The following is a 12993-nucleotide window of genomic DNA, read 5'->3' on the forward strand; positions in this document are numbered from 1 at the left end:
CGATTTGCACCCGACGACTGTCGGGGTGGCTCTCTCGTCAGTCGTCGGCCGGGCCGGCCTCGCTCTCTGGCAGTTGCATCGACGGCTCGGGCAGGTCTGGGACCTCCAGGACGCCGCCGGTCGCCGCGCTCGTCGCCAGCGCGGCGAACCGTTCGAGCGCGCCCGTCGCGTCGATGGGGGCGGGCTCCCAGTCGGCCGCCCGCGCTCGGAGTTCCTCGTCGGAGACGTCCAGCGTCAACTCGCCCGCGTCGACGTCGATCCGAATCGGATCGCCCTCTTCGACGAGCGCGATCGGCCCGCCAGCGGCCGCTTCGGGGCTGGCGTGCCCGATCGCCGCGCCCCGCGTCCCGCCCGAAAAGCGCCCGTCGGTGAGCAAGGCGACCTCGCCCGACAGGCGGGGCGACCCGCTGATCTTCGAGGTGGGTTCGAGCATCTCCGGCATGCCGGGCCCGCCTTTCGGCCCCTCGGAGCGGATCACGACGAAATCACCGGGCTCGATCGCGCCCGCGTCGTAGGCGTCGAGCATCGCCTGCTGGGACTCGAAGACGCGGGCCCGGCCCTCGAACTGGAACATCGCGTCGTCCATCGCGCCCGACTTGACGACCGCGCCCTCGGGCGCGAGGTTCCCGCGCAGCACCGAGAGGCCACCCTCTGCGTGGACCGGATCGTCGCGGGGCTGAATGACCTCGCCCGCGGGCGGATCGCTACTCTCCAGGCGGTCGCCCAGCGTCTGGCCGTCGACGGTCGGTCGATCGAGGTGGAGCAGGTCCTCCAGGCGGTGGTACAGCGCGGGCAGGCCGCCGTCGTCTCGGAGGTGTTCCATTCGCCAGGGGCCCGCGGGGCTCATGTGCGCGAGGTGTGGCGTGCGCTCGGCGATCTCCTCGAAGTCGGTGAGCGTCACGTCGAGGCCGGCCTCCTGGGCGATCGCCGGGATGTGTAACATCGTGTTGGTCGACCCGCCGAGCGCGAGATCGACCGTGACGGCGTTCTCGAAGGCCTCGGGGGTGAGAAAGTCGGAGGGCCGTCGATCCTGCTCGACGAGGTCGAGGATCTGGGCGCCCGACTGGCGCGCGATTTCGAACTTGCGTTCGTCGGTTGCCCCGTAGGTCGCACAGTCGGTCCAGGAGAGGCCGAGCGTCTCGGTCACGCAGGCCATCGTGTTCGCGGTGAACATGCCCGCACACGACCCTTCGCCCGGACAGGCCGAACACTCCAGATCGTAGAGTTCGTCGTCGGTCATCTCGCCTTCCTCGTACTGGCTGACGCCCTCGAAGACCGTGACGAGGTCCGCGGGTTCGCCGTCGAACTCGCCGGCGGCCATGTGCCCGCCCGTGACGACGATCGCGGGGATGTCCAGCCGTGCGATCGCCATCAACATGCCCGGGACGATCTTGTCACACGAGGCGAGCGCGACGATACCGTCGAACTGGTGGGCATTGGCCATCAACTCGACCGAGTCGGCGATGACCTCCCTGGAGGGGAGCGACGAGCGCATCCCCTCGTGGCCCATCGCGATGCCGTCGTCGACGGCGATCGTATCGAACTCCAGGGGCGTCCCGCCGGCCTCCCGGACGCCGTCTTTGACGTATTCGGCGAGTTCGTCCAGGTGGACGTGCCCGGGAACGATCTCGTTCCAGGAGTTCGCGATGCCGATATGCGGGTTGTGGATCTCCTCGTCGGACAGGCCCGCCGCACGAAAGAGCGATCGATGGGGCGCGCGGTCGGCCCCTTCGGTGACCTCTGCGCTCCGCAGATCGTCGGATTTCGGTGACTCGGTCATTCGAATACGTGACCTTGCCGATGGGTGGGCGAGAAGATTTCGATCCGCGCGTCGCGGTGGGCGGGTGGGTCCTTCAGTCACTCCGAGTGCGTCAAAACGAGTACCTGCTCTGCGGTCCGGGCGAGACAGAAGGGCCCGTTGATCCCCGACAACGAGCGCGTTCGAGCCGTGGTCACGAGGATCGCCTCGAACGGACGGCCACAGGCCGGACACACGAGGTCGGCCCGGTTTTCGAGGTGGGCCGCGTCACGCGTCTCCTCGATCAGTTTCAACTGCTCGCGGTACTCGTGGTAGTCGAACCCATCGGTGAGGTCGATCGTCGGCACGCTATCCTCTACGGATGGCCCGCTCAAGACGGTCACGTGCGGATTCGAATCTCCGACAGGCGAAAGAAATATTCGCAGACGATCAGGCCAGTGAGAACTCGATCAGACGTCGCCCGGTCGTCTCGCTCTCCCCGAGCGCAATCTCGACCGTCTCACCGATTTCGACGTCCTCGATGTCGGCGTCGACCATGCCGGTGAAGCGCACGTCACCGAACTCGGCGATCGCGAGCGCGTACGGCACGTCGTCAGCGAAGTCGGGTGTCGGGACGTGGGTCTCGTTGTACGAGACGATCTCGCCGGTCGTCGGCACGTCGACCTCCGCGAGGTCGCCCTCGCCACAGTCCGGACAGACCCGCCGCGGCGGCAGGCTCGTATGCCCGTTCGAACACTCCAGGGCGTACGGCTCGCCGGATTCGATGGCGTCCAGTGCGTCGTCGTAGCCTGCGTCTCGAACGTCGTCGCTCATCGGTCCACCTCCAGGACGTGGGTGACGGCAGTCGCGACCGTGCCGCCGGCGTTGTGGGTCAGTGCGGTGTCGGCGTCCGCGATGACATCACTGTTGACGTGATCGCCGCGCAGGAGTTTCGTCACCTCGCTGATCTGGGCGAGGCCAGTCGCGCCGACCGGGTGGCCCTTGGCCTTCAGCCCGCCGGAGAGGTTGACCGGCAGATCGCCGTCGGCAGTCGTCTCGCCGTCGCGAGCGGCGGTGATCGCCTCGCCTTCGTCGTAGAATCCCAGGCCTTCGAGCGCGAGGACTTCCGCGATGGTGAAACAGTCGTGGACTTCGAGGAAGTCGACGTCGTCGGCGGTGATCCCGGCGTCGTCGTACACTTCCTCGGCGGCGTCGACGGTCGCGGGCGTCCAGACCAGCGACTCGCGGTGCTGGAGCGCCAGATCGTCGGTGCCCTGGCCCGTCCCGGTGATCGTCACGCTATCGTCGACGTCGTTCGCCTCGGCGTACTCCTCGCTGACGAGCACCGCGGCCGCGGCCCCGTCGGTGATCGGACTCGCGTCGAACAGACCGACCGGCGGCGCGACCGGGAAGGCGTCGAGGACCTTCTCGATCGAGATCTCGGTCTGATACTGCGCGAGCGGATTGTTCGCGGCGTTCGCGTGGTTCTTGACGGCGACGTGGGCGAGATCCTCGCGATCGCCACCGTGGACCTCGAAATATCGCTGGGCCATCAGGGCATAGGCCCCGGGGAAGGTGACGCCGTGTTGAATCTCCCAGAGGTCGTCGGCGGCGACCGACAGGCCGGCGGTCGCGCCCGCCGTGCCCATGTTGTGCATGCGCTCGACGCCGCCGACGAGCGCGACGTCGGCCTCGCCGTTGCGCACGGCCATGACGGCCTGGCGGACGGCCATCCCGCCCGACGCACACGCGCTCTCGATGCGTGTCGCGGGCGCGGTGATGCCCAGGCTCTTGGCCATCAGCGGGCCCATGTGGCCCTGGTTCTCGGAGAGATCGCCCATGAAGTTCCCGACGTAGAGCGTCTCGACGTCCTCGCGGGGGACGCCCGAATCTTCGAGGGCGGTCTCACCGGCTTCAGCGAACAGATCGCGACTCGTGCGCTCGGGTGACTCACCGAATGTGGTCATCCCGACGCCTGCGACGATGGGGGGTGTCATATGTACTGCCTCCACCGGCCGGTGGACCGGACCCCTGAAATAAGTTGAGGCCTCGACCGCGAAAATCGCCCGGAAGCGGTACGAAACTGGTCGAATACTCCACGATCGATCGTCCGGGTGCCGGTCGATCACAAGCCATAGGCGTGGGCCCGTCGATTCGACGGACATGCACGTGGGAGTCGTCGGACTCGGACGGATGGGGCGGATCGTCGTGGATCGACTGCTGGATGCCGGCCACGAGGTGACGGCGTTCGACATCGATTCGGAGGCCCGGGAGAAAGCCGCCGCGGCGGGCGCGGAGACCGTCGCGGAACTGACGGCCCTGCCGGACGCGCTCCCGGACGAAGAGCGGATCTGGATGGTGCTCCCCCACGGCGAGGTCGTCGACGAGACGCTCGACGAACTCGACGGCCATCTGAGCGAGGACGCCATCGTCGTCGACGGCGGGAACTGCAACTTCAAAGAGACACTCCGTCGCGGGGAGTCCATCGACGCGACACTGCTCGACTGTGGGACCAGCGGCGGGCCCGCCGGGGCCGAACTCGGCTTCTCGATGATGATCGGCGGGCCCGAGTGGGCCTACGAGGAACTCGAACCGGCGTTCGACGCCGTCGCGACGAACCCCGAGGGCCACGCACGCATGGGCCCGCTCGGATCGGGTCATTACGTGAAGATGATCCACAACGGCGTCGAGTACGCACTCATGCAGGCCTACGGCGAGGGCTTCGAATTGCTCGCGAACGGCCGGTACGACCTCGACATGGAACAGATCGCTCACACCTGGAACAACGGCGCGGTCATCCGGTCGTGGCTACTCGAACTCGCTGAGGAGTCCTTTGCCGAGGAGGGCAACGACCTCGGCACGGTCGCTGACCGCGTCGAGGGTGGGTCGACCGGGACCTGGACCGTCCAGGAGGCGCTCGAACAGGAGGTCTCCGTGCCGCTGATCTATCAGGCGCTCGCTGAGCGGTTCGACTCGCGAGCCACGGGCGGCGAGCGCGGAAAGTTCTCGCGACGGGTGGCCAATCGCCTGCGATACGGGTTCGGCCGTCACCCCGTGCCCCGGACCGACGAGTAACCACGCCCGTCGGGCCAGGACTGGCGTGTGATATCGTGACGACCTGCCCGGCAATCGAGCAGATTCTTCACGACTCGGTGGCAAACATCTCCTGTGGCAGACGCGACAAACCGACTCGTCGAGGGGTCGCTCGCTCGCCCGCTGTTCGATCTGGCGTGGCCGATCGTCGTCATCCAACTCCTCCAGGTCGCGTACAACCTCGCGGACACGATCTTTCTGGGGGCGTACGATCCGACGGCCGTCGCCGCGATCAGCCTCGCCTTCCCGCTGCTCTTCTTTCTGATCTCGATCGCGGGCGGATTCACGACGGCGGGGTCGATCCTCGTCGCGCAGTACACCGGCTCGGACAGTTCGGAGTCGGCGGGCCGGATCGCCGGCCAGACGGTCTCCTTCGTCGCACTCCTCTCGATCGTGCTCGCACTCCTGGGTGGCCTCGTCCTCGATCCCGCACTCGACCTCCTCCCGACCGATCCCGAGACGGCGGCGACGGTGATCCCACAGATGGCCACCTACCTGCGGATCGTCTTCGCGGGGATCCCCTTCATCTTCGGGTTCTACGTGTTCTCGTCGATCATGCGGGGGTACGGCGACACGCGCACGCCGATGGCGATCATGCTCGTCACGGTCGCACTCAACGTCGTCCTCGACCCGATCGCGATCTTCGGGTTCGGGCCGGTCCCCGAACTCGGCATCGAGGGCGCGGCGCTCGCCTCTGTGTTCGCCCGCGGTGTCGCGACCGTCGCCGGCCTCGCCATCCTATTCGGAACGTCGCGCGGGCCGGCGGTCGGCCTGGCCGACCTGCGTCTCGAACGCGAGACCGTCCGCGAGATCGTCTCGATCGGGACCCCCACGGCGATCGAGCAGTCGATGACCTCCTCGGCGATGATCATCCTCACCGTCGTCGTCGCGCAGTTCGGCCCGGCCGTCGCCGCGGGCTACGGCGTCGTCAATCGCCTGGTCTCGCTCGTCCTCTTGCCCGCGCTGGGGATGGGCCGGGCGACGAACACGCTCGTCGGCCAGAACCTCGGGGCGGGCAAGCCCGACCGTGCGGGCCGTGGCGTCTGGATCGCGGCGCGTGTCGTCGGGGGCGTCATGATCGTCGTCGCGGTGATCGCTGCGCTCTTCCCCGACCCGATCGTCCAGATCTTCCTCCAGGCCGAAACCGAGTACACCGCCGAATCGATCCGTCACGGCACGACCTACCTGCGGATTCGCGCGTTCGAGTTCGCGTTCATGGGCGTGTTGCAGGTCGTCCTCGGGGCCTTCCGTGGCGCTGGCAACACAAAAATCGCGCTCGCCATCTCGATCGTGACGCTCTGGCTCGTCCGCGTGCCCGTGACCTGGGGGCTGGCGATCTGGGCCGGGTGGGGTCCGATGGGGCTGTGGATCGGCATGGCGATGGGTGATATCGTCGCGGCCTTCGTCGCGATTCCGTGGTTCTTGCGGGGGACCTGGCGGGCCGCCGTCATCGACGAGGAGCCCACGACGGCGTGATCGGTTCACAACCGTTAAATCTCGATCCCTGCAAGCATCGCGTGAGGGCGCGTAGCTCAGTGGACAGAGTGCTTGGTTCCGGACCAAGTTGTCAGGGGTTCAAATCCCCTCGCGCCCGTGCAGTGAACCGGTGAGCACCGCGAACCGGTGAACGAACCGGCACGAGGGGATTTGAATCAGGGAAGGGAGCGAACGCAGTGAGCGGACTGACCGTGGTTCAAATCCCCATCGACCACCTTTTTCGTCGTCGCCTTTCCTCACGCCGCAGAGCGGCGCTGCGGGAAGGCTCATCGAAAAACGTGGGCGAAAAAGACCCGAGCGTTCGCTTCGCTCACGCTCGGTCGAGTGAAACGGCTCGCTTCGCTCGCCGTATGAGGGAACGTCCCCTACAGCAACTGTACCCGCAGAGATGCACCTCGTTGATCCCAGCAACCCTTTCCCTCCGCCACCGCTACCCCCGCGGAATGCCCGACCTGTTCACGTCGCTGGACCTCCGCGAGACGACGCTCCCGAACCGCCTGATGGTCTCGCCGATGTGCCAGTACTCCGTCGACGCCCGGGACGGCCTGGCGACCGACTGGCATCTCGTCCACCTGGGATCGCGCGCGGTCGGCGGCGCGGGCCTGGTGATGGCCGAAGCGACCGCCGTCGAACCCGCCGGGCGGATCACGCCCCAGGATCTCGGCCTCTGGAGCGACGAGCATCGCGACGCCCTCGCCCGGACCGCTGCGTTCGTCCGCGAGCAGGGCGCGATCCCGGGGATCCAGCTCGCACACGCAGGCCGGAAGGCCTCGAAATCGCGGCCCTGGGCGGGGAGCGAACCACTCGCACCCGCGGATGGCGGCTGGGAGACGATCGCACCGAGCGATCGGCCCTGGCCGTACGACGCGGGCGCGACCGCGACGCGGGCGATGGACGAAAGCGACATCGCGGGCCTGATCGATGCGTTCCGGGCGGCGGCCCGGCGCGCCCGCGAGGCGGGCTTTCTCGTCGCTGAGGTCCACGCCGCCCACGGCTATCTCCTCCACGAGTTCCTCTCGCCGGTGACCAACGAGCGTCGCGACGCCTACGGTGGCTCCTTCGAGGATCGCACGCGACTCGTCCGCGAGGTAACCCAGGCCGTCCGTGAGGAGTGGCCCGACGATCGACCGGTGTTCGTCCGGATTTCGGGCACCGACTGGCTGCCCGAGCGCGACGCCTGGACCGTCGCGGACTCCGCGCGCCTGGCCGGCGATCTGGCGGACTGCGGAGCGGACCTGATCGACGTCTCCAGCGGCGGGATCAGTCCGGATTCACATCCCGACTGGACGGGCCCGAACTACCAACTCGCGCTCGCGGAGCACGTTCGCGAGGCCACTGACATCGCTGTGGGCACCGTCGGCGGAATCACGACCGCCGAGCAGGCCGAGGCGATCGTCCGCAACGACCGGGCGGACCTCGCGATCGTCGGCCGGGAGTTCCTCCGCGATCCGTACTTCGGACTGCGAGCGGCCGACCGCCTCGACGCCCGCGATCGGTCGCCGGTGCCCGAGCAGTACGAACGGGCGTTCGAGCGGTAGGGATCCGACCGGTTTCACGATCGAGACGAGAGTAGGAATCGAATACCCACCGTAGTAGGGTTGTATCGGTTCGATAGCGGGGCCACCAGCCAACGTTATCGTAGTCGATAATCGTCGGAGAAATCTTATCGGCAATTTCCCCGTACCGTAGGCAACGACTATGGCAGAGGTATTAATCGCGGACGACTCGGAGTTCATGCGGAATCTACTGGGCGAGATCCTCGAAGAGGACCACCAGATCGTCGCTGAGGTCGAGAACGGCGTCGAGGCGACCGAGATGTACGCCGAGACGACTCCCGACCTCGTGATGATGGACATCGTCATGCCGATCAAAGACGGTATCGAGGCGACGGCGGCGATCACCGATTCGGACCCCGACGCGACGGTCATCATGTGTACGAGTGTCGGGCAAGAAGAGAAGATGAAAGAGGCCGTCAAGGCGGGCGCAGCGGGCTATATCACGAAGCCGTTCCAAAAGCCCGCCGTCGTCGACGCGATCCAGGAGACCATCGCATGAACGTCGACGTCCAGTCTCTCGAAACGATCGACCGACTGGCCCGCGAGGGCGCCGACCGCGCGGCGGACGCGGCCGCCCAGATGACCGGCATCGACGTCGCCGTCGACGTCACCCACATCACGTTCGGTGACGAGGCGATTCCGACCGACGAGTTGGGTGCGGACCCGGGCATCGTCGAATTCGACGTCGAGGGCGCACTGGCGGGCCGGGCGTGGATCGTCTTCGACGAAGCCAGCGAACGGTCGATGATCCAGTCGCTGGTCGGTGACGACGTCGATGGGCCGACGGCCCAAAGCGGTATCGAAGAGATCGGTAACGTCGTCCTCAGCGGCTTTATCGACGGGTGGGCCGACTACCTCGACACGACGATCGACCACTCACCACCGACCTATCGGACCGAACCGTCGGAGATGGTCCTCGACGAGACGACCGCAGAGGGTCAGGTGTTTCGCTTCGAGAGTCGCCTGGAGTACGACGGCACCGCCCAGCAGTTTCACGTCCTCGTCAGACCGGACGCCGACGCGCTCTCGGGCCTGCTCGATCGCCAGACCGACACTGCGAGCACGCTCATCCCACTCGATAAACTCGACGTGTTTCAGGAGATGAGCCGACGTGGCACCGAACGGGCCGCCGAGAACGTCGGGATGCTCACCGATATCGAGGTCTCGGCGGAGGTCACCCGGATCGACTTCGTCCGAATCGAAGACGTTCCACGCCGCCTCGGAACCGACCCCTATGCCGGGACCGTCGTCGAGTTCGACGGCGTCCCGAGTGGGTATCTCGCGGTCCTCTTCGAGGAACGCGTGGCGACGACCGTCGGCGGCGCACTCGCTGGTGAGGACGGCGACGAACTCACGCCGGCCCACGAGGCCGCGCTCGAAGAACTCGGGAACATCGTCTCCAGTGGCTTCATCGACGGGTGGGCGAACGTCCTCCAGCAATCGATCGAGCACACCCCGCCGCGGTACGTCCACGACATGGGCCAGGCCATCCTCGACCCGCTGGCTGCCCAGATGGGCCAGTCCCAAAGTCACGTGTTCGTGATCAACTCTCGAATGCACACCGACACGATCGAGTTCGGGTGTGAGATCCACGCGCTGCCCGACCTCGAAGAGCTGCGGACCACACTCGACGCCCTCGACGTGGACCGAGCGGACCGAACGGAGGCCGATCCAGACGAGATCTTCGGATGAAAGTGTACGATAGCACCCGGACGACCGGGCAGGAGACGACTCCCGACCGCCTCGCCGTCGGGATCGCTGAGTACGCCGTCGGGACCGGGGAGGCCGTCCTGACGACCAGCGGGTTGGGCTCCTGTGTCGGGATCGCGATCTACGACCGCCCGGGTGGCGTCGGTGGCCTGTTGCACGCCATGTTGCCCCACGCGGAGGACGGCACCAACGGCGCGCCTGCGAAGTACGTCGACGCGGGCGTCGAAGCCCTGCTGGCGGAACTCGCGAGCGCGGGGGCCGATCGGGACGCGCTGGACGCGAAAATCGCCGGGGGGAGCGACATGCTGGACTTCTCGGGCGATTCGATCGGATCGCGGAACGTAGCGGCGGCCCGCGAGACGCTGGAGCGCGTCGACGTGCCGATCGTTGCCGAAGACGCGGGCGGCGATCAGGGCCGATCGCTCCGCTTTGCGCTCGCAGAGGGCGTCCTCGAAGTTAAGAGTGCGAGAGAAGACCCGCTCCGACTCTAGCGGCGTGCGCGTCGCGTAGCCGTTACGTCCCGTGCTGCCAGTCGTCCATGTACTCGCGCTGGTCGTCGGTGAGTGCGTCGATCGCGACGCCCTCGGCGTCGAGTTTGATCTCAGCGACTTCCCGATCGAGGGCGTCGGGAATCGCGTGGACGCCTGCGTCGAGGTCGGCGTCGGTCGCGATTTCGCGAGCACCGACGGCCTGGATCGCGAAGCTTTGATCCATCACCTCGACCGGGTGGCCCTCCGCGACGGGCGTCGCGAGGTTGACGAGGCGACCGTCCGCGAGGACGTTCACCTGGCGGCCGTCCGGGAGCACGTAGCCTGTCACGCCGTCGCGCGCGTCGACGGTCTCCGTGGCCATCGCTTCGAGGCCCTCCAGATCGATCTCGACGTCGAAATGGCCCGCGTTCGCGAGGATCGCGCCGTCGGCCATCCGCTCGAACGCCTCGGGCGTGATCACGTCGCGATTGCCCGTCGTCGTGACGAACAGATCGCCTTCTTCGGCGGCCTCGACCATCGGCATGACGCGAAAGCCGTCCATGTAGGCTTCGAGCGCGGGTCGGGGATCGACTTCGGTGACGATCACGTCGGCGTCCATCCCGTCGGCCTTGCGTGCGACCCCACGGCCACACTGGCCGAACCCGGCGACGACGACGGTCTTGCCCGCGATCGAGCAGTTCGTCGTGAGCGCGATCGAGACGAGCGACGCCTCGCCCGTGCCGTGGACGTTGTCGAACAGCCGTTTCATCGGCGTGTCGTTCACCGCGAACATCGGATACTCCAGCGCGTCGTCGTCGGCCATCGCGCGCAGGCGGTGGACGCCGGTCGTCGTCTCCTCACAGCCACCTTTGATCGAATCGATCAGTTCGGGGCGGTGCTCGTGAATTCGGAAGACGAGATCCGCGCCGTCGTCGATCGTGATCGTGGGGTCGTGATCGAGCACGGCATCGATCGCCGCGTAGTACGCGTCGTCTTCGAGGCCGCGCTTCGCGTACGACGTGACGCCGTCGGTGTCGTCGAGGGCGGCACTGACATCGTCCTGGGTCGAGAGGGGGTTACAGCCGGTGATCGCGACCTCCGCGCCGCCGGCGACGAGTGTCTCGACGAGCACGGCGGTCGTCGCCTCGACGTGCATCGCCATGCCGATCACCTCGCCGTCGAACGGGCGGTCGGCCGCGAGTTGGTCGCGCAGGGCGTCGAGAATCGGCATCTGTTCGCGCGCCCAGCGAATCTTCTGGGCGCCGTCCGTGATCGCTGTCTCGGGGTCGTCGAGTCGCGCCGTGATCGATTCGGCCATGCGCGCGACTCCGACGGGGCGGGGGAAAACGGTGTTGAACCCGCGCTACACCAACTCGAACAGCGCGAGGACGTCCTGGGGGTCGACGACGCCGTCGCCCGTGAAGTCGTAGGCGTCGACGTGGTCCTGGACGGCCGCGCTGTCGGTGTGCTGGAAGAACCGGTTCACGTCCGGGAAGTCCACGACGTCGTTCCCGTTGATGTCGCGATGCAGGCCGTCGCCGTCGAGGTCTTGCGGGACGGTGCCCTCGATCGGGTCGAGGCCGGGCCCGGCGGTCGGGACCGTCACCGTCGCGGTCTCCGAGCGGTTGCCAGATCCGTCGATCGCGGTGACGCCCACCTCGTAGCTCTTGTCGGCAGAAAGGTCGGAAATCGTCGTCGCTGTCGTCTCCGCGCCGACGCGTTCGATTTCGCTGCCTTCGACGGTGATCGCGTACTCCGCGACGCCGCTGTCCGCGTCACTCGATGCATCCCAGGACACCGTCGCGGACCGGTCCTGTCGGTCGTCGACGGTGACCGATCCGGGCGTCGTCGGCGCGGTGTCGTCGATCTCGTGGACCGTGAAGTCGTCGCGGACGCCCGCCGCGCCGACGGTGTCGTTGACGCGGACGCTGAACTGGTTGACGACGGTCTCGCCGTGGGTCTCGTCCCAGTTCTCGTTGCCGATCTCGACCCCGCCGACGTACTTCGACCCGTCGTAAACACCGCCGCCCTCTGCGACGGCCCCGTCGGGGTCCTCCTGGAGGTAATCGAGCAGCGAGCGCAGGTCCAGGTTCGGGGGCACGCCAGGCTCCGGAAGGTGGAAGATGTGGAAGTTCCAGGTGTCGCCGTCGCCCGGTTCGATGTCGTTTTCCCAGTAGTCGTAGACGTTGCCGTAGTCGTCCTCGAACGCCGCCGTGACCTCGTTTTCGCCCTTGTCGTGGGCCGCGCTGTCGTCGATGACGACCATGATCTCGTCGGTCGCTGGATAGGGGATCCCGGGATTCGGGTCCATCCAGCATTCGAGCGCGAAGTTCCACTCGCCGTCCGAGAGGTCCATCTCGACGTCGAGTTCCACGTCGAAGCGGTCGATGTCTGCGACACGCTGGGGGAGCGCTCCCTGGTCGGACCAGCCACTCGACCCGCCGCCCATCTTCGTCCCCATCAACGCCTCGGGGTAGTTCGGCAGGTCGTCGCCGTTCACACAGGTGACCCCGCGCTCCCACTCCCAGCCGAACGAACCGTCGCTGTACGTCGAGAGACAGATCTCGACCGGTGGATCGGGACACTGCGATGTCGACCAGTCGTTCGCGTACAGGGTGACGTCCCCGAACCGCGTCTCGCCAGCGCCGTCGGACAGACACCGATCGCCGTCGACCTCGCGGGCGGCGGCCGTCCCGAACCCCCCGAGCACGGCGACGCCCGCCCCCGCACCGATCGTTCGCAGGAATGCCCGGCGGGACCGTGCCCCTGCTCGTGCCCTCGCGTCGTTCGATCCCCCGTCCAACCCGTCGGGTCGTGTGTGTCGTGTCATGCTGGAACGTCCCGATAGATGATAGAGAATACGGGCCCAACACGGTTTAAATATATTGGAATTGTTTTGTAATTTTCTCATCTGGCCGTCGAGGGCGAC

The 12993-nt window shown here is 67.1% G+C and carries 12 protein-coding genes and 1 tRNA gene; 7 read left to right on the forward strand and 6 right to left on the reverse strand.

The genetic code is table 11. From position 1 onward, the window contains the following. Window positions 1-37 precede the first annotated feature (37 nt). From ilvD to HARCEL1_RS04625, 4 genes are all read right to left on the reverse strand, one after another. Window positions 38-1780, reverse strand: coding sequence for a dihydroxy-acid dehydratase (gene ilvD, locus HARCEL1_RS04610; protein WP_233357405.1), 1743 nt, complete (start codon window positions 1778-1780; stop codon window positions 38-40). 77 nt (window positions 1781-1857) lie between these two features. After that, complete coding sequence (locus HARCEL1_RS04615) at window positions 1858-2106, reverse strand: DUF7385 family protein (protein ID WP_108381408.1); 249 nt, start codon at window positions 2104-2106, stop codon at window positions 1858-1860. 82 nt (window positions 2107-2188) lie between these two features. Further along, window positions 2189-2572, reverse strand: coding sequence for a Zn-ribbon domain-containing OB-fold protein (locus HARCEL1_RS04620; protein WP_108381409.1), 384 nt, complete (start codon window positions 2570-2572; stop codon window positions 2189-2191). After that, entirely contained in the window at window positions 2569-3735 is a 1167-nt protein-coding gene (locus HARCEL1_RS04625; RefSeq protein WP_108381410.1) for a thiolase domain-containing protein, read from the reverse strand. The genes HARCEL1_RS04620 and HARCEL1_RS04625 overlap by 4 nt, the downstream gene beginning before the upstream one ends. A 166-nt stretch (window positions 3736-3901) precedes the next feature. On the opposite strand from HARCEL1_RS04625, the gene HARCEL1_RS04630 reads away from it, so the two are divergent. The 7 genes from HARCEL1_RS04630 to HARCEL1_RS04660 all read left to right on the forward strand — a co-directional run bounded on the left by HARCEL1_RS04630 (window position 3902) and on the right by HARCEL1_RS04660 (window position 10085). After that, complete coding sequence (locus tag HARCEL1_RS04630) at window positions 3902-4813, forward strand: NADP-dependent phosphogluconate dehydrogenase (RefSeq protein WP_108381411.1); 912 nt, start codon at window positions 3902-3904, stop codon at window positions 4811-4813. A 93-nt stretch (window positions 4814-4906) separates the two neighbouring features. Next, window positions 4907-6307: an MATE family efflux transporter gene (locus HARCEL1_RS04635; protein WP_233357406.1), complete on the forward strand. Its 1401-nt coding sequence runs from the start codon at window positions 4907-4909 to the stop codon at window positions 6305-6307. 45 nt (window positions 6308-6352) lie between these two features. Then, window positions 6353-6425 (forward strand) — tRNA-Arg (locus HARCEL1_RS04640). 346 nt (window positions 6426-6771) lie between these two features. Beyond that, entirely contained in the window at window positions 6772-7866 is a 1095-nt protein-coding gene (locus HARCEL1_RS04645; protein WP_108381412.1) for an NADH:flavin oxidoreductase/NADH oxidase, read from the forward strand. Window positions 7867-8026: 160 nt separating this feature from the next. Next, window positions 8027-8383 (forward strand): chemotaxis protein CheY, encoded by a 357-nt coding sequence (gene cheY, locus HARCEL1_RS04650; protein WP_108381413.1) that lies wholly within the window; start codon window positions 8027-8029, stop codon window positions 8381-8383. After that, the gene (locus HARCEL1_RS04655) at window positions 8380-9576 is read left to right on the forward strand and encodes a chemotaxis protein CheC (protein ID WP_108381414.1); all 1197 of its coding nucleotides are present in this window, start codon (window positions 8380-8382) and stop codon (window positions 9574-9576) included. The genes cheY and HARCEL1_RS04655 overlap by 4 nt, the downstream gene beginning before the upstream one ends. Next, window positions 9573-10085, forward strand: a complete 513-nt coding sequence (locus tag HARCEL1_RS04660) for a chemotaxis protein CheD (RefSeq protein ID WP_108381415.1) — start codon at window positions 9573-9575, stop codon at window positions 10083-10085. The genes HARCEL1_RS04655 and HARCEL1_RS04660 overlap by 4 nt, the downstream gene beginning before the upstream one ends. Window positions 10086-10107: 22 nt before the next feature. Here HARCEL1_RS04660 and HARCEL1_RS04665 read toward each other — a convergent pair whose 3' ends face one another. Both HARCEL1_RS04665 and HARCEL1_RS04670 read right to left on the reverse strand, forming a co-directional pair. Next, entirely contained in the window at window positions 10108-11382 is a 1275-nt protein-coding gene (locus tag HARCEL1_RS04665; RefSeq protein ID WP_108381416.1) for an adenosylhomocysteinase, read from the reverse strand. Between the two features lie 45 nt (window positions 11383-11427). After that, window positions 11428-12894, reverse strand: coding sequence for a fibronectin type III domain-containing protein (locus tag HARCEL1_RS04670; RefSeq protein WP_159077021.1), 1467 nt, complete (start codon window positions 12892-12894; stop codon window positions 11428-11430). Window positions 12895-12993: the final 99 nt, after the last annotated feature.

Origin of the sequence: Halococcoides cellulosivorans (assembly GCF_003058365.1) — an archaeon.
Taxonomy (GTDB): domain Archaea; phylum Halobacteriota; class Halobacteria; order Halobacteriales; family Haloarculaceae; genus Halococcoides; species Halococcoides cellulosivorans.

Coding starts and splice junctions, on each gene's coding strand:
- HARCEL1_RS04625 (WP_108381410.1), bottom strand. CDS start 3,735: ATGACACCCCCCATCGTCGCAGGCGTCGGGATGACCACATTCGGTGAG.
- HARCEL1_RS04655 (WP_108381414.1), top strand. CDS start 8,380: ATGAACGTCGACGTCCAGTCTCTCGAAACGATCGACCGACTGGCCCGC.
- HARCEL1_RS04670 (WP_159077021.1), bottom strand. CDS start 12,894: ATGACACGACACACACGACCCGACGGGTTGGACGGGGGATCGAACGAC.
- HARCEL1_RS04620 (WP_108381409.1), bottom strand. CDS start 2,572: ATGAGCGACGACGTTCGAGACGCAGGCTACGACGACGCACTGGACGCC.
- ilvD (WP_233357405.1), bottom strand. CDS start 1,780: ATGACCGAGTCACCGAAATCCGACGATCTGCGGAGCGCAGAGGTCACC.
- HARCEL1_RS04645 (WP_108381412.1), top strand. CDS start 6,772: ATGCCCGACCTGTTCACGTCGCTGGACCTCCGCGAGACGACGCTCCCG.
- cheY (WP_108381413.1), top strand. CDS start 8,027: ATGGCAGAGGTATTAATCGCGGACGACTCGGAGTTCATGCGGAATCTA.
- HARCEL1_RS04665 (WP_108381416.1), bottom strand. CDS start 11,382: ATGGCCGAATCGATCACGGCGCGACTCGACGACCCCGAGACAGCGATC.
- HARCEL1_RS04630 (WP_108381411.1), top strand. CDS start 3,902: ATGCACGTGGGAGTCGTCGGACTCGGACGGATGGGGCGGATCGTCGTG.
- HARCEL1_RS04660 (WP_108381415.1), top strand. CDS start 9,573: ATGAAAGTGTACGATAGCACCCGGACGACCGGGCAGGAGACGACTCCC.